This is a genomic window from Streptomyces sp. NBC_00775 (assembly GCF_036347135.1).
In the GTDB taxonomy this organism is placed as follows: Bacteria; Actinomycetota; Actinomycetes; order Streptomycetales; family Streptomycetaceae; genus Streptomyces; species Streptomyces lutosisoli.
In genome coordinates this window covers 325,409-341,559 of the sequence record NZ_CP108938.1, presented here as the reverse complement: position 1 = coordinate 341,559, position 16,151 = coordinate 325,409, and the positions used below count along the sequence as shown (strand labels likewise).

Below are 16,151 nucleotides of genomic sequence, written 5' to 3'. Positions count from 1 at the left end.
TGGTTGCCAGACCGCGGAACCCCTTCAGCTGGCGGAACCCCTTCAGCTGGTTGAGGCCCGGCCTGGTCGCCCAGCACGCCGGCGTCACCGTGACCGTGGCAGCGTTCAGCCTCACTGGCCGGGTGCATGGCCGTTATGTGCGACGGCCGGCTGACGCGCCGAGGGATCGCGGAGCCGGCTCGGCCGACAGAGTGCCCGCGCCGGTCCTTTCGAAGGAGAGTAAGGAGAGTCATGTCCTTTCCCGAGCTTCCCCAGCCTGCGCCTGGTGAAGTGCTGTTGGTCTGCACGTGCTACGAGGACGGCAAGGCTCTGTGGGGCGGGCTGCTCGACGAGATCGGGGGCAGTGGGGTGCGGCTCCAACTGGTCGAAGGCCCCGAATGGGACTACCTGCACGGCGGTAACGTACCGGCGCTTGTCCCGGGCGGAGGCCTCGTGCCGCCGGTCGCCGTCTTGGCGGACATCCCTGTGGTGTACGGCGGGGACGGGCCGTTGCTGGTGGACCTGGCGGCGATGCCCGGGCGCGGCGTCCGGGTCCCGTCAGCCCGGCTCGGCGAGATCCTGGACGCTCTGCTGGGCGGCGCGCTCGCGTTCGACGACCTGGTGCGCGACATGGACAGATGCGGCATGTACCAGGGGGACGGTGGCCGACCGGCCGTCCCCGCGCCGACGGCGCCGTCGCGCCGGTCCTTCCCCGCACTGCCCTCCACCGGCGCGGCCCTGCTGGTCCGAACCTCCTTCGACGACGAGGGGGGCTGGCGCGCTCTGCTCGACGAGTTGGGCGGGGCCGACGACGACGGCTGGGTCGGCTCGGACCTGGACCCGGATGACATCGACGTGGAGCACTACCCGTTGGGGGCGCTCGTCGTCGACGACCGGGCCTTCGAGGGCCTCCGGCCGGGCCAGGTCCCCGCGCTGGTCCCGCCCGAGGAACACACCACGCTGGTCGCGCTCGCCGATGCCAGGACCTTCGCCGAGCCCAGCCGACCGCTGACCGTCGTCGACCTCTACGACACCCCGGGGCAGTCCGCCGTCCTTGCGTGCCGCGAGGCCGGATCGATGGCGTGCAACTTGGAGATCGGCAACATGGATTTCCACGAATTCGTCGTCGTGGAGGGCATGGAGCCGTGGTAGCAGGGGCGATCAGCGGATCTCCTGCCGGACTAGGGTCGTCCGTGGTCACCAGGGGCGTGTCGGCTCCAGATTCCGTGCGCTTCCGTGACGGCCACCGACCGTGTCAATCCCGTGGTCCCAAATGAACTCGTCCTCCGGAAGCGCCTCACCTCGCCTGACCTTCACCAACCATCGGTGAACTGAGGCCAGTTGGAGTCGCCCGGGTGGAGCCGCGGAACGCCGCGCAAGCCAAAACTGAAGCTCCGACTGAAGAGCCCAGTTGGCAGTGCTCGCCCACTCGGATGCTCAGCTCCGTGTGTCCTTCGCGGTATTCGTATGACGTGCCGGTCGTCAGTCGAAAGGGTTGGGCTCGGTATGGCGTCGGGCTCGGGCCTCCTGCTCGCGTTGAGCGGATATGGAGGGGAGGGCCGCGATGGCCGGGGCAGGCCGGCCCTGCCTGATCAGGAGCTCCGCCAGCGCTCGGGGCGCCTGGGACTCGGCGGACGATCGGAGCAAGGCGATGGCCTCGTCCACGCGTCCGACCTCCTCCCAAAGCCACGCGATCGTCGTGTCCCTGTCCCAGTACTCCTCCGCCGGTAGAGCCATGGCCTCCGCGATGGCCTCTTGGTGGCGTCCGGCCTCCGCCAGCAGCCCCAGCCGCCTGGACTGGACCGAGTGCGTGTGCTCCTTGACATACTCCGCGCTGCGCTCGTCAAGGAGTTCCAGAGCCCGCTCAGGTCGCCCGTCCTCGACCAGCAGGTGTATGGCCCATTCGAGGTGGTTGCCGCAGTCGTAGTACTCGAACGTGGGCCGCCCGGCCTCGACAGCCTCGTCGATTCGGCCCTGCTGGCTCAGGAGGCCTATGAGGGTGCTGCGATGGTTGGAGTGGTCGGTGGCGTCGATGATCTCGCGCAGGACGGCCTCGGCCTCCTGTCCCCGGCCCAGGTCTTCCAGCGCCTTCGTGTAGTGCTCCAGGGCGGCGGTCGCGTGGTCGCCGGTCCCCAGCTCGCTCAGCTCCTCGATCCGACCGTGGCGCGCGAGCAGCGCCGCGTAGAACTCGACGGTGTTCTGGGCGAAGTACCGGCGCGCGGCCACATCCGCCCCGAGAATCCGGATCGCCTCGTCGGCGCGACCGGCACGCTCAAGAACCTGGGCCTGGAGGTCCAGGGCCTGCTCGCCCGGATGGCGCCACTTGCCTTCCGCCCTGGCCCGCCTGGCTCCCTCCGCCAACGGGGCGATCAGCTCCAAGACACGCTCGTCCTGATCCTGCCCCTCGGTCATCTTCACCAGAGTCGACTGCAGCCACCAGTCCTCAAGATGGGGGACAAGGATCTCGATCGCATCGTCCACTCGTCCAGCTTTGGTCAACATCAGGGCGTAGTCCCGCCACTCGCGGCCCTCCGTCACCGGCTCGTCCGGACGGACCAGTGCCAGAGCGTCCTCGGTCCGCCCCATCCGGAACCTGACGTCGGCGGCCTGCGTCATCGCGGACTTCCAGCCGGTCGCGGCGAATGGCTCGATGACCGACCACGCCCGCTCGTAGTCCCCCGCCGTACACAGCTCGCGCACTGCCGCCAGCGCGCAGAACCACTCGCCACGCTGGGCCGCCGCCTGCACCACGAGGTCCAGATGCCCGAGTTCGCAGAGGAGGTCCGCCATCCGCGGCGGGATCCCCCCGTACATCCGGGCTTGCCACTCAAGATCGTCAACGTTCATGGCTGGGAGCATAAGGACGCCCACTGACACTCCCACCGCCAAATGATCGCCGTGAACGGCGCATGGCTCACGTTCGGCAGAAAAGTGCGGCGGTGAAGCATACGGACGCGGCGTTCCGGGAGGGCGGGCGACGCACCGAAATCAGGGCCCCCGGGGCCGCCTGCAATGGGCTCGTACGCGGCCTCGGCAGGCCCCCGGCCGCACTCTCGTCACGGTTCGCAACCGCTGGGCCGACCGTCTTCGGGAAGGCGCCGACCCGCCTGTCCACGCCCTCGGCGAATCGGCTCTGACCTGGTGTTTTCCGGGGATCCGCCTAGGGTGGGGGACCTCTGCTGGACACCATCGGAGGGGGACTTCGTGCGTGAGGAAGCCATCAGGTACGACGCCAGCCACATCCAGGTGCTGGAGGGGTGGGAAGCCATTCGGAAGCGGCCGGGGATGTACGTCGGCTCGACCGGCGAACGCGGCCTGCATCAGCTGCTGTTCGAGGTCGCCGGCCGGGCGGTGAACGAGGTCCTGGCCGGCCGCGCCGGCTCCGTTGAGGTCGCCCTCACGCCCCACGGCGGTGTGCGTGTCGCCGACGACGGGCCGGGTGTCCCCGTCGAGGCCACCGCCGGGGACACCGACGGACCCGGCCTCGAAGCCCTGCTGACCCGCATGCACGCCGGGGCCGGGCCTGGCGGCCGCCACACCGCGGCCATGAGCCTCTTCGGCACGGGCCCCTGCGTCACCAACGCCCTGTCGAGTCGCCTGACGGCCGAGGTGCGGCGCGAAGGGGTGCGCTGGGTCCAGGAGTACGCGCGCGGCGTCGCGCTCACCCCGCCCACCGCCGTAGGGCCGGCGACCGGAAGCGGGACCACCATCGCCTTCTGGCCCGACACCGACATCTTCGGGACGGCGGAGTGCTCGTACGCCGTGCTGGAGGAGCACTTCAGGCAACTGGCCTTCCTGAACCAGGGCCTGAGCATCTCTCTGACCGACGAACGTCCCCCGGGCGGGTCACGGCCGGTGCGGTTCCAGTTCCCGGGCGGGGTACGGGACTTCGTCGCCTTCCTCGACACGCGGGCCGGGGCCCCCGTACACCCGGACGTCATCGGCTTCGAGCGGGAGGACCCGCGGATGGCGGGGACCGTGGAGGTGGCCCTGCGGTGGTGCGGCTCCCGTGAGGAGCGGGTCCGCAGCTTCGCCAACAGCGTGCTCACCCCCGACGGCGGCACGCACGCGATGGGCTTCCGCGACGGGGTGGCGGCCGCGGTCACCTCGCACGCGCGGCAGCGGCGGCTGCTGGCGGCCGCCGACCCCGACCTCGGCGCCGACCGGATCGGCGAGGGCCTGACGGCGGTCGTGTCGGTGAAGCTGGACAGTCCCGTGTTCCTCGGCGCCACGCACGGCACGCTGGGCGGCGCCGCGGTGCGTGCCTGCGTCGCGGAGGCCGTCCGGGACCACCTCGGCACGTGGCTGGAGGGGCACCCGGAGCAGGCCGCGGCCGTCGTCGGCCGGATCGTCCGCGGCACTCGCCGGAACTGAGCGGCAGCAGACGGTTCGCGCCGGTCCCAGGAAACGGGACTGGCGGAAGCGACGAAGGCTGCTTCGGGCCTGGTCCCCCCCCCGTGCGGCGATGACTTGAGCGATGGAGCGCGAGCTGACTGCATTGGCCCAGACGTGCTCCCTGCGCAGGCCGCCCGTCATCATCAGCGAGAGCGCCCCCATGGCCGACATCAGCTCCAGCTCGTAGGTGGAGCACCTCACCAGCGTGGGGGTGCCCGTCGTGCCGGCACCCTGTGTCCTTCCGTCCCGTTGACGTGCCCCCGGGGGTGTGCCCCCGGGGGCCTTCCGCCGACCAGGTGGTGGCCGGCGTAGGTGTCACATGATCTGGGTGAAAACGGCGGTGGACAGGGCGCTGATGGGGAACTTGGCGGAGAGACGCACGGTCTTGACCATCGGGTTCTCCTTCGGTCTTGGAGGGCGCTGGGCCGCGCCCACTGGGACAGACGATGGGATCGGCCCCTGCAGAGTCCCTACAGACGCGTTACAGACCCCCATGTAGGGGCGTTCACGAGTGGCGCTGACCTGGAGTGGGATGCCATCCACGGAGATCAATCGGATGTACGGTCAACCACCCCTGCTTGTACCGCCCTTGGCATCGAGCGTCCCCTGAACTGCGGCGCCCCCCGCCCTCGTGGATCGGGGTCAGTCGAGGTAGTCGGCGATGAGGCTGGCGAATGCGTCGGGGGTGGCCAGGCGGATGCCGAGGGTTTCGGCCTTGGCGCGCTTGGAGCCCGCGCCTTCGCCGGCGACGACCAGGGTGGTCTTCTTGGAGACGCTGGAGGAGGAGCGGCCGCCGGCGCGCTCGATGAGTTCATTCATCTGGTTGCGGCTGAGCTTCTCCAGCGCCCCGGTCATCGCGCCGGTGACGACGACCGTCATCCCGGCCAGCGGCCCTCTCGCCGACTCCACGCTCTCCGAACGGCTGTCGGCGTCACCGGCGTCACCGGTGGCAGGGGAGGGCGGGGTGGCGCCGGGCTCGGTCATGTTGACCCCGGCCGCGGCGAGTTTGTCGATGAGCGGGGCGAGGTCCGCGAGTTCGGCGACGATGGACGGCGCCTTCTCGGTGCCGATGCCCTCGACCTGCTGCATCGTTTCTGCGTCGGCGGCGCGGATGTGGTCCATGGTGGCGAAGTACCGGGCGATGCGGCGGGACATGGAGCGGCCGGTGCCGCGCACACCGAGCGCGCAGAGCACCCGCGACAGCGGCTGCCCCTTGGCCGCGGCGATCGCGGCGAGGAGGTTGTCGGTGCTGGTCTCGCCCATCCGTTCCAGACTCAGGAGCTGGTCGCGGGTGAGGGTGAACAGGTCGGCCAGGTCGGCGACCAGGCCTGCTTCGACGAGCTGGACGACGCGCGTGTGGCCGAGGCCTTCGATGTCGAGCTGGTCGCGGCCGCAGGCGTAGGAGAGGGCGGCGACCAGGTGGCAGTTGCGACCGTTCTCGCAGCGCCAGCGCTGCTCGCTGGTGTCGATGCCGGAGCCGCACCGAGGGCACACCTCGGGGAAGACGATGGGCTGCTCGTCGCCGGTGCGCAGGTGGGCGACGGGGGCTTCGATGCGGGGGATGACGTCCCCGGCCCGGTGGACCATGACGTGGTCGCCCAGGCGCAGGTCGCGGCGGGTGATGTCGGCCGGATTGTGCAGGGTGGCGTAGGTGATGGTGGAGCCGTCGATCTCGACGGGTTCCAGCACGCCCCGTGGGGCGATGATGCCGGTGCGGCCCACGTTCCACTCCACCTCCAGCAGCCGGGTGATCTTCTCCACCGCGGGCAGCTTGTAGGCGATCGCCCAGCGCGGGGCACGCGAACCGGATCCGGCGGTCTGCTGGTCGGCGGCCAGGTCGGCCTTGATGACGATCCCGTCGATCCCGAAGGGCAACTCCGCACGCAGGGCGGCAATCTCCTTCACCCGGGCCAGTACCCGCTCCGCGGTGTCGGCGGTGATGCCGGGCACGGCGGTGGTCGCGGTGGTGTTCACCCCGTACGCGGCGGCCTGGAGCATGAGGTCGCTGTGCGCGGCCTCTGCCAGCCGCCCGGCCGGCCCCGCCTCGGTGTCGGCCAGCGGGAGCAGGCCGTAGCCGAAGAACGTCATGGGCACGGTGTAGGCGCGGTCCTTGGCGCGCAGTGTGCCCGCCGCGGCGTTGCGCGGGTTCGCGAACGGCTGCCCGCCGTGCGCGGTACGTACCTCGTTGGCGTGCTCGAACTGGGCTGTGGTCATGAGGACTTCACCGCGTACCTCCACCGTGACCGGCTCGGCCAGCTCATTCGGCAGACCCTCGATGGTGCCGATCGCGTGTGAGACGTCCTCTCCGGCCGTCCCGTCGCCACGGGTGATCAGTCTGGTGAGGCGGCCGTGGGTGTAGCGGGCGGCGATCGCGAGGCCGTCCAGCTTCGGCTCGACACTGAACCGCTCCACGTCGTGACCGATCCGCCGGGCCAGCGACGCACTCCACGCGGTGAACTCCTCGGGCGAGAACACGTTGTCCAGGCTCAGCATCGCCACCGTGTGCGGGACATCTCCCTCCACGGCACCGCCGGCGACCTTTCCGGTCGGCGAATCGGGCAGCACCTGCCCGGGATGCTGGGCCTCCCACGCCGCGATGCCGCGCACCAGCCGGTCGTAGGCGTCGTCGTCCAACGCCGACGTGCCGCCCGCGTAGTAGGCGGCGGACGCCTTCACCGCGTCCTCGACCGCCCGCGCGTAGGCGGCGGCATCCACGATCACAGCAGCATGTGTTGTCATGCCCGCCATCCTGCACGCCACCACTGACAACGCCTCGGTCCGAGGATCATGCCGAGTCCGCAGTTGACGGGGGAGGGGGGCAATTGTCTTCGGCCATGGCCACGGCGCCGGTCGGCCGTCGCTGTGCCCTGGACTGCCGATGAGGCGGTTCGATCAGCCAAGTAGTCCCGGCCGGCCGTCCCCGACAGTCATGATGGGGCCGTGAACGGGGATGCGTCGGGTGACGAGGCCGTGGAAGCAGGCTGGCCGGCTGGCAGGCCGTACGGGACGACGGACGGGTACGCGCCGAACTCCTGGTAGCGGCCTACGCGGAGCCGAGCTTGCGACAATTGTTTCCCTGGACGGGGATGGGCGAGCTGCACTTCAGACATCTCCTGGCATGATCATGGCGTGACCAATGAGCATGTGCAGCCCGGCCCCAGACAGTACGTCCTCTTCGATGTCGACGGCACGTTGATCGACGCCGTGGACAACCAGCGCCGGGTCTGGGCAACATGGGCGGGGCGATACGGACTGGACGCCGATGACGTCTATCGGGTGGCGCTGCGGACGCGGCCGATGGAGACCTTCGCGAAGGTGGCTCCGGACCAGGACCCAAAGGAGTGCCTGGCAGCGCTGCACGAACTGGAGGACGACGACGTCCGGTCCGGCGTCTATGCGGCCTTCGACGGTGCGTCGGAGCTGCTGGGCACCCTGCCGTCGGGGGCGTGGGCGCTGGTGACCTCGAACTACGAGCACCGGGTGCGTGGCCGATTTGATCGGACGGGTCTGCCGGTTCCGCGCGTCCTTGTGGACGCCGCCGCAGTGGCGGAAGGCAAGCCGTCGCCCGTGCCCTACCTGTTGGCCGCCGAGCAGCTTGGTGCCCAGCCTGAGAACTGCCTGGTCATTGAGGATGCCCCGTCCGGAGTCGAGGCAGGGCTGCGGGCCGGCATGACGGTGTGGGGCGTCAACGCCGCGGTTGCGGTGGCCGGCGTGCACCGTCACTTCGGGAGCCTGCGCGAAGCCGTCCCCGACATTCTCGCCTTCGCCCGGCAGTCTCCGTTGGCTCGATGACCAAGCCGGTGATGTGTGGTGCTGTCAGGGGGCGGCCTGACAACTCCCGCACGGGATCGGGCTGGTGAAGGCGTTCTGTTCGCTGATCGCCGAGATGCCGGAGTCCGGCGCCCATCGCGAGCCCGAGTGCGGGGGTGCCGTTCTCTGCCGCGCCGGACTGGCAGCACGCGGATGTATGCCCGAGGATTCGGACTCCCCTGGGGAGCGTCTCCGTCCTCACCTGACGGGCGGGCGGCGATCGGTCCCGCCCCCGAATACCTCTCGAAGGCTTGATACGGCGGTCTGTACCGGCCGGGGTGAGGGCGGTGGCGCTGGTCACGGGGGAACATTTCTCCAAGACGCCCGGCAGTTGAGCTTGTGACGCTGCGGGTATGTCCAAGAATCGGGATGACTCCCCACTGCCGCGCTTGCACGCCTTTTGAAGGTGGCGGGGGAGCGGGTGGACACACTGCTCCGGGTCCGAGCTCGGCGGGGTGCCGTCCGGGAACGGCAGCGTCCAGCCGTAACCACCGGTTCTCCGCGACCGTGCAGGTCACCGCGGACGTGGACCTCCGACGGATGATCGCGGCCGCATGATTTTCGTCGCAACCGAGCCCTACTCGTCTGAACTGCCGTCCGCCGAGCCGCAGCGGCTTCAGCCGGACGCGAGTGTGGCCCACACCCCTTCAGGGTGCTCGGTCGGCTTCAGCCACAACTGGGGCTGGGACTGCAGATAGTGCTCGTCGGCCCCTGGCTGCCAGAGGAAGCGGCCCTTTGCATCGGGCCACACCACCTGCAGGACCGGGAACGGAGGGCGTCGGTAGAAGGAGATCGCGCGCCCGAAGAACTCCCGGTACCAGCGGAGATCGGCCGCCTTCAAGACCACCGGCCGACCCTCAATGACGTCGTGACATGTACGCCCGTTCTCCAGTACAGCCCCGGCTGCCGCCTGATGGCCAAGGGTGTTGAGCAGGATGTGCATCGTCTGGATGTCCAGCCCGAACATCGCCAGCTCGGGCACCCCGTGTGTATGCCAAAGCCCGATCGTGTAAGCGAAGCCGGGCCCCTCGTCATCCGCCGGCACCATCACGACGCTCCAGCCGTGCTCATGGACCTGGTCGACTGTCCGCAGGTCCATGCGGTCGGCCTCGTCTCGATCGCCATAGTCATGGCAGATCACACATCGGCAGGCAGGGTGATCATCGGGCATGTCCGTGACAGTACCCCGCGCTTCGATCGCGCGGTCTGGGCCTACTCGTTCACGTCACCAACCGCATTCCAACTGCCGGTTTCGTGGCACTTGGTGAAGTCCCACAAAAGGGCCTGTCCGGCGGATCATGCTGATGTCAGAGTGTGTCCGTGAGTTACAGCATCTTCCTGTTCCGGTTCGTGGACGGCGAGGTCGTCGCCCTGGACGTCGAGCGGTTCCGGCAGGTGACGGAGCCGTACGTGGTGGCGGGCGGCCCGGAGGAGGGCTTCTCCCAGTTCCGCGCGGAGGACGGGGGCGAGGCGGATATCTACCACGCGTCCCAGGGCGAGGACGGGATGTCGTGCGTGACGGCGACGCACTTCGCCCGTGGCGCGATGAGCGGCGTGCTCGTCCGGCTGGCGGCAGCGCTGGGGGCCTCGATCGTGCCCCAGGACGGTGGCGCGCTGATCTTCCATGAGGACGACCGCCGTCATCTTCCTGCGGACCTCCAGGGGGAGGCCATTGTCATAGCCCCCACGGCGGACGCGTTCCAGGCAGCATTCGACGCGCGGTGAGCGTCATCGCCCCGACAAGTGCGCCAGGTTCTCCCGTTCGACGGATCACGGGACCGCCCGAGACCCTCGTCGGGGCGGTGGTGCCGGGGCGTCGTTACTTTTTTCGGGACCCGGGGCCTGGTCTTGCGGGCGGTGGCCGTGTGCTGATGGGCCTGGTAGGACGTCGAGTCGACACCGACGATGCCCCAGTCGATCCGGCCCGCGAGATCGGCCTCGGCCTGGACCGCCTGCAGCATCTGGTCCCACGTTCCGTCCGCCGACCAGCGGCGATGCCCTTCATAGACGGTCTTCCAGGAGCCGTAGCGTTTCGGCAGATCACGCCACGGAACGCCGGTCCGGACCCGGAACAGGATCCCGTCCATCACCGTGCGGTGGTCGCTCCTCCGGCCGCCCTGACCGCCCGACAGCGGCAGATGCGGCTCCAGAAGCGACCACTCGCGATTCGTCAGATCCCCCCGGCCCATGCCCGAACCGACGAGCAACCGGCATGACGGTCACATGATTTGCCGGACGGGACCTAGTCGGCTTGCAGGACGAAGAACAGGAAGCACAGGAAGCGTGGCTTGGCCGCGATGGTTTCGGGGAACAGCTCGCGGGCGGCTGGATCAGGCTCCGGCTCGCTGATATCCGTTATCCGGAAGCCTGCCGCGGTGAAGGCCTCGATCATCGCGTGCAGCGGCCTGTGCCAGAGGCTCATCAGGGCGGTCTGGCCGCCCATGGTCCACTCTTCGGTCCAGTTGGTGGTGTCGAAGTAGTTGTACTCGGCCTCGCGGCCGGCCTGGCGGTGCATGAGGTTGATGGCAAAGGGATGGTCGACGGACGCGATCAGCCGACCGCCGGGCTTGAGTATGCGTCGTAGCTCGGCCAGCGCCGGCCCCCAGTCCTCCAAGTAGTGCAGCACCAGGGCCGCGACGACATCGTCGAACGTGTCGTCAGGGTAGGGAAGGGGGCTGCCCAGGTCGGCCACCTGTAGGTCCGCACCGTCGCCGAGCCGCCGCCGGGCCAGCTCCAGCATCCCGGCACTCGCGTCGAAGCCGCTCACGATGGCGCCACGGTCGCGCAGCGCCGCGAACAGGGGCCCGGAGCCGCAGCCGGCGTCGAGGATCCGCCGGCCGGCCACGTCTCCGGCGAGGGCCAGCATCGCGGGCCGCTGGTAGTAGCCATTGATGAGGTTGGTTTCACTTTCGGCCGTGTACGCCTCGGCGAAGCTGTTGTAGTCGTTGACCTTCGGCGGATCCACAGTCACAGCGGACGGCGAGGTGAGCGCGGTGGAGCTCGCGTGCTCTTGCTGCTCGTCAGAAGTCATGGTGCGAGAGACATGTGCTGCATCAGTCCGGTTCCCGGCCTAACGATCAATACGTCCGCCCCACGTCCGCCCCTGGATGGCCCATGAAGATGTTGGGTTCTGGCTCTGCCGCATGGCAAAGGACGCGCCGCGCCGACGGCACCTGGCGGTTGACCGCAAGAGCCCGTTTGCGGTGGTACTCGGTGTTCTGGGCCGGGCCGGGGATGTCGGGGTCCGGTTTGGCGGGCTGCGTCAGCTCGGGCCGTGCCGCATGGCTGCGGCCGGATGGTGTGGTGGTCAGGGGCGGTCGTGCCAGGAGAGCGCTGTGATGCGCCAGCCTTCTGAGGTGCGGACGAATTGGATGGTTTTGGTTCCGCTTCCTTCGAAGGGTTTGCCGTCCAGGGTTCCCGATTTTTCGTAGCCGCTGAATCGTGAGGCGATGTCACCCGCGATTTCGGTGCGTTCGGTGGTCTCCCATTCGGAGAACTCGATCAGCCGGCCGTCGGTCAGGAGCTGTTGGCGGGGTTCGATGAACTCGTCCAGGGTGTACACGGTGAATTCCGGGCCGGTTTTGACGATGATGCCGGAGGGAAGGACGAGCCGACGGATTCGTGTCACGTCGGGTGTTTTGCCGCCCCGGTTGTCAAAGGCGCCGAAGAAGTCGGCGGTCACCAAGTCAATGTCGGTCTTGGACATCGCGCGACAGTAACACGCCCCCGAATGCCCTGGTCGTGCAGCGGGAGTTGCGGCGGCCTGTGGCTGCGGTGGTTGTCGTGGCGGGCTGCGGAGTTGCGTGCCGGCCGGTTCTGCCGTTTCGCGCGCCATCCCTGACCAGGCTGGTCCCGGTCGGTCGGGAGAGTGGTGGCTGCTGCTGGCCTGTGTGTGAAGGATGCGAGGGCTGCTGTGTGACGGGTGCGGCCGTGTGACTGCGGGGCGGGGGTGGGGGAGGGGCGGCTGGTTGCGGTGGGGGCGCGGTCGGTTCCGGTAGTGGGTGTCCGGGGCGCGGTGTGACGTCCTGTGCGTACGGGTGTTCACCCGAGTGGGTCATTATCTTGCGGCATATGACGCATTTGTGCGTTTCGCTGGGTGTGGAGTGGTGGTCATCCGGGTGGCTGCCGCGCCTGTTGTCGCTGGGGGGTCGCTGGGGGGCGGTGCGTGTGGTTTGTGCCGTCCCCCTTTCCTCTCCGTGAAGGGACACCCTCGTAGATGGTCACGAACACCCGTAAGAAGGCGGCGTCGTCATCCGGGAAGTCGGCTCTGGCACAGGACAAGCTGATTGCTTCGCTCCGGCAGTACATCCGTTCGCGGGGGCCGGACCTCTTGAAGGATCCGAATGTGTCGTCGGTAGGCATCGGGCACAAGGTGAGGAACGGCACGCGGGGCAAGCAGGTGGTGCTGCAGTTCACGGTGAAGAGCAAGGCCGAGCCGGAGGCGCTGGAGGCGCTGGGTACCGCCCGGATACCCGAGACCGTCATGGTGGACGGTATTGAGGTGCCCACCGATGTCATCGAGCGCAGTTACAAGGCGCATTTCCGCAGGGTGGCCGAGGTCGAGAAGCCTGAGCGCAAGACCCGGCTGAACCCGGTGTTTCCCGGGGCGAGCGTGGGCGGGGTGACGGTCACGGCCGGGACGATCGGCTGCGTTGTCTTCGACAGGGCCGACGGCACTCCGTATGTGCTGAGCAACTGGCATGTGCTGCAGGGCCCGGACGGCAGGCTGGGCGAGGAGATCGTGCAGCCCGGCCGTTTCGACGACAACCGGATCGACCGCAACCACCTCGGCGCCCTGAAGAGGTCCCACCTGGGCCCCGCCGGCGACTGCGCGGTGGCGAGCATCGACGAGGGGCGGACCTTCGAGCAGAAGATCTGCGAACTCGGTGTGGCACCGCAAGAGCTGGGCGATCCGGATCTCGGCGACAAGGTGATCAAGAGCGGACGGACCACCGGGGTCACCCATGGTGTGGTCCGCCGTATCGACACCATGGTCAAGATCGACTACGAGGGCGATGTCGGCGAGAAGACCATCGGCTGTTTCGAGATAGGCCCCGACGACGACCATCCGCCGACGGACGGCGAGATCAGCAGCGGCGGCGACTCGGGCGCGGTGTGGCTGTTCAAGCAGAACGGCAAGCCGAGCAAGGTCATCGCGGGGGTTCACTTCGGCGGGGAGAGCACGGGCGACCCCGACGAGCACGCGCTGGCCTGCCTGGCCAGCTCGGTCTTCGAGAAACTCGAGATCAGCCTGCAGCCGCCCTCCGCCGAGGAGGTGCAGCCGCTGCAGGGCTACGACGCGGAGTTCCTCGGCGCGCAGATAGATGTCCCGCAGCTCACCGCGGACATCAGCAATGACGCGGTGCGGCTGGACGGCAAGGAGGTCATCCCCTACACGCATTTCTCGCTGACTCTCAGCAAGAAGCGGCGCTTCCCGTTCTGGGTGGCCTGGAACATCGACGGCGGCAGCCTCAAGAAGCTCAGCCGGTCCGGTATCCCCTTCACCAAGGACCCGCGGCTCGCCGCGGACACGCAGGTGGGCAACGAACTGTATGAGGGCAACCGGCTCGACCGCGGCCACATCGCACGCCGCGCCGATCTGCTGTGGGGCAGCCTGCCGGAAGCCAAGAAGGCCAACACAGACTCGTTCTTCTACCCCAACATCACCCCGCAGATGGACGACTTCAACCAGAGCGCCAAGAACGGACTGTGGGGCCAGTTGGAGGACGCCATCTTCGCCGACGTCGAGGTCGACGATCTCAAGGTCAGTGTCTTCGGCGGGCCCGTCTTCCGGGACGACGATCACACCTACCGGGGGGTGATGATTCCCCGCGAGTTCTGGAAGGTCATCACCTTCGTCGCGCAGAGCGAGCTGAAGACCAAAGGGTTCCTGCTCACGCAGAACCTGGACCAGCTCGAAGCCCTGGACCTCGACGAGTTCCGCGTCTTCCAGGTCGGCCTCGACGAAATCGAGGAACGCGCCCACATCCGCTTCCCGGCCGCTCTCCACAAGGGCGACCAGCTGATCGTCCCCGAAGCCGCAGCCGACCGGGCACCCCTGGCGGACCTGAGCGACATCGACTGGGACTGACTCCCGCCACCCCAGCCCGGCCATGGCCGGGCTGGGCCCCGGCACGCTCTGTCCGATGGCACCGGCAGCGCATGCCGGGACGGCTCTTTGAGGACGCGTCACGTCCCCGGACCGCCGGTACGGGCCCGTGCTGCCCGGCACCCCGGCCTGGTGCCTGCGCTCTGCGGCCCATGCCCATGCCCGTGCCTGTGCCTGGGATCGTGCTGCCTGCCCGGGGGCGGCTGCGCTATGATTGATCTTGAGCTTCCCGCCGGAACGTGCGGTGGTGAGCCCGGCGTTGGTGGTCCAAGGAAAGACGTCCCGCTTCCTGCGGGGAGATGCAGGTGCAAGGCCTGCCCGGCGCTCCACACAGCCCCGCCCCCGGTGTACCGGGGGCGGGGCTGGCTTTTTCTCACGTGTGCCGTGCCTGTGGTGTGTTCCTGCCGTCGGCCGGCTCCCGCCCTACAAGAGACCGCTCAGGTGCGGTAGGCGTAGTACGCCGCGTTCGGATACGACGCGACGATGCTCGCCACCGACCTGTTGTAGGTGTTGGTGGAGTGGTACGTCACGTACGGCACGCCCTGCGGGCTGCGGTAGGTGACGATCATGGTGTGGTCCTTGGACCCGTCCTTGTTGAAGTCCATTTGCAGCACGTCACCCACGTCCAGCTGGTAGACGTTGGCGAGGCTGGCGACCCGCTTGGAGGACAGGGCGAACCACGAGAACTCGTTGACGCCGACGAACGAGTCCGACTGGATGTCAGAGTTGCCGAACCACTTGTGGAAGTCGTACGTGTAGCCGGGCACATGCTTCCAGCCGCCCGCCTTCAGGGACTGGCTGACGAAGTTCGTGCAGTCGCCGCCGGCACCCTGCCCGTTGAAATCCGGGTAGGCCGGGTTGTAGTTCTTCCAGTACTTGGCCGCGTACGCCGCCATGGCCTTGTAGTCGTAGCCGGTGGCGGAGAAGCTCTTCGGCTTGGCCGCCGCGGGCCATGTAGTGGCCGAGCGAGCCGCCGCGGGCGGGTTGCCGTCGTCAGCGGTGTTCGGCGCGGCGACGAACGTGGTGGTGGCGACCTGATTGACCGCGACGCCGTCGTCGGTGTCGCGGATCCCGGTCAACTGCCAGTCGCCGTTGCGGTCGGCCTTGAACGTCAACTTGTGGTGCGCCTGGAAGCCGGTGGTCTTCGGCTCGTTGCCCTGGACCTTCTGGTACGTCAGCGTCGTCGTCTCGGTGACGTCGACTGTGGCGTGACGGCCCTTCACCCGCGTACGGTCCAGCGCGACGCTCGTGTTGGCCGAGCTGTACTTCTCGCCGAGCGACGCCAGGCGGGACTTGCGGCCCTGTAGCTGCGACAACGCGGAGTTCTCCTCGCGCGACAGCGCGGAGGACAGCCGCACATCGCCCGAGAACCGCGACGCCAGTGACGTGTTCTGCCTGGTCTTGCCGCTGTCCACCAACATGTCCGTACGGTCGGTGAAGACCGCGTCCGCCAGCTTCTGGAAGGTGGCCCTGGTCGACGGATCCACCCTGACGTCGCCGGCGACACTCGCCGCCCCCGCACTCCAGTTGGGCAGCAGCGCCGCGCCGGCGACAACCGAGGCTGCCGCCGCCGTGACTATGGTCGCCCGTCGCCGCTTACGGCTCAGTTTCCTTGTTCTCAATGATGTTCCCCTCTACGCCGGTACTCGATACCGGGAGCCGCATCCTCGCATGACATGTGAGCTTCCTGTGAAGGGGGTTGCTGAAGGGACACGACCACAATGCGCAAGAGGGCGTCGGCTCCACCCTCGCGACGGGCCGCCCTACGGACACCTGGGCAACCCCGAGCACGGCCAAAGTCCCCGCCCGCTGTGATACCACCGTGCGATTCCGCATCCTCGGACCGTTGATCCTGGGA

The 16,151-nt window shown here is 68.5% G+C and carries 12 protein-coding genes and 1 pseudogene; 6 read left to right on the top strand and 7 right to left on the bottom strand.

Annotated elements, in window-relative coordinates:
• Positions 1-231 precede the first annotated feature (231 nt).
• Positions 232-1,131 (top strand): DUF6924 domain-containing protein, encoded by a 900-nt coding sequence (locus OIC96_RS01700; protein WP_330309674.1) that lies wholly within the window; start codon positions 232-234, stop codon positions 1,129-1,131.
• 330 nt (positions 1,132-1,461) lie between these two features.
• On the opposite strand, the gene OIC96_RS01695 is transcribed toward OIC96_RS01700, so the two are convergent.
• Positions 1,462-2,826 carry a tetratricopeptide repeat protein gene (locus OIC96_RS01695; RefSeq protein WP_330309675.1) on the bottom strand — a complete coding sequence of 455 codons (1,365 nt, stop codon included), beginning with the start codon at positions 2,824-2,826 and terminating at the stop codon, positions 1,462-1,464.
• Positions 2,827-3,183: 357 nt separating this feature from the next.
• On the opposite strand from OIC96_RS01695, the gene OIC96_RS01690 reads away from it, so the two are divergent.
• Complete coding sequence (locus OIC96_RS01690; RefSeq protein ID WP_330309676.1) at positions 3,184-4,353, top strand: DNA gyrase subunit B; 1,170 nt, start codon at positions 3,184-3,186, stop codon at positions 4,351-4,353.
• Between the two features lie 663 nt (positions 4,354-5,016).
• Here the strand turns inward: OIC96_RS01690 and ligA are convergent.
• Complete coding sequence (gene ligA / locus OIC96_RS01685) at positions 5,017-7,113, bottom strand: NAD-dependent DNA ligase LigA (RefSeq protein ID WP_330309677.1); 2,097 nt, start codon at positions 7,111-7,113, stop codon at positions 5,017-5,019.
• Positions 7,114-7,355: 242 nt separating this feature from the next.
• Between ligA and OIC96_RS01680 the strand changes: the two genes are divergently transcribed.
• A complete protein-coding gene (locus OIC96_RS01680) occupies positions 7,356-7,496 on the top strand; it encodes a DUF6193 family natural product biosynthesis protein (protein WP_330462165.1) in 141 nt (46 codons plus the stop codon).
• 7 nt (positions 7,497-7,503) lie between these two features.
• A complete protein-coding gene (locus tag OIC96_RS01675) occupies positions 7,504-8,166 on the top strand; it encodes an HAD-IA family hydrolase (RefSeq protein WP_330309678.1) in 663 nt (220 codons plus the stop codon).
• Between the two features lie 634 nt (positions 8,167-8,800).
• Here OIC96_RS01675 and OIC96_RS01670 read toward each other — a convergent pair.
• The gene (locus tag OIC96_RS01670) at positions 8,801-9,355 is read right to left on the bottom strand and encodes a DUF4262 domain-containing protein (protein WP_330309679.1); all 555 of its coding nucleotides are present in this window, start codon (positions 9,353-9,355) and stop codon (positions 8,801-8,803) included.
• Between the two features lie 149 nt (positions 9,356-9,504).
• Here OIC96_RS01670 and OIC96_RS01665 point away from each other — a divergent pair, with 149 nt between their 5' ends.
• Positions 9,505-9,909: a hypothetical protein gene (locus OIC96_RS01665; RefSeq protein ID WP_330309680.1), complete on the top strand. Its 405-nt coding sequence runs from the start codon at positions 9,505-9,507 to the stop codon at positions 9,907-9,909.
• A 47-nt stretch (positions 9,910-9,956) separates the two neighbouring features.
• Here the strand turns inward: OIC96_RS01665 and OIC96_RS01660 are convergent.
• The 3 genes and pseudogenes from OIC96_RS01660 to OIC96_RS01650 form a co-directional block, all read right to left on the bottom strand.
• Positions 9,957-10,373 (bottom strand): annotated as a pseudogene (locus tag OIC96_RS01660) (IS5 family transposase); the annotation flags it as partial.
• Positions 10,374-10,426: 53 nt separating this feature from the next.
• Positions 10,427-11,215, bottom strand: a complete 789-nt coding sequence (locus OIC96_RS01655; RefSeq protein ID WP_330309681.1) for a class I SAM-dependent methyltransferase — start codon at positions 11,213-11,215, stop codon at positions 10,427-10,429.
• 276 nt (positions 11,216-11,491) lie between these two features.
• On the bottom strand, positions 11,492-11,890 hold the full coding sequence (locus OIC96_RS01650; protein ID WP_330309682.1) for a DUF4440 domain-containing protein: 399 nt from the start codon (positions 11,888-11,890) through the stop codon (positions 11,492-11,494).
• Positions 11,891-12,529: 639 nt separating this feature from the next.
• On the opposite strand from OIC96_RS01650, the gene OIC96_RS01645 reads away from it, so the two are divergent.
• Positions 12,530-14,275, top strand: a complete 1,746-nt coding sequence (locus OIC96_RS01645; RefSeq protein ID WP_330309683.1) for a DNA/RNA non-specific endonuclease — start codon at positions 12,530-12,532, stop codon at positions 14,273-14,275.
• A gap of 455 nt (positions 14,276-14,730) precedes the next feature.
• Here the strand turns inward: OIC96_RS01645 and OIC96_RS01640 are convergent, their stop codons facing one another.
• Positions 14,731-15,915, bottom strand: a complete 1,185-nt coding sequence (locus OIC96_RS01640; protein ID WP_330309684.1) for an amidase domain-containing protein — start codon at positions 15,913-15,915, stop codon at positions 14,731-14,733.
• Between the last annotated feature and the right edge of the window lie 236 nt (positions 15,916-16,151).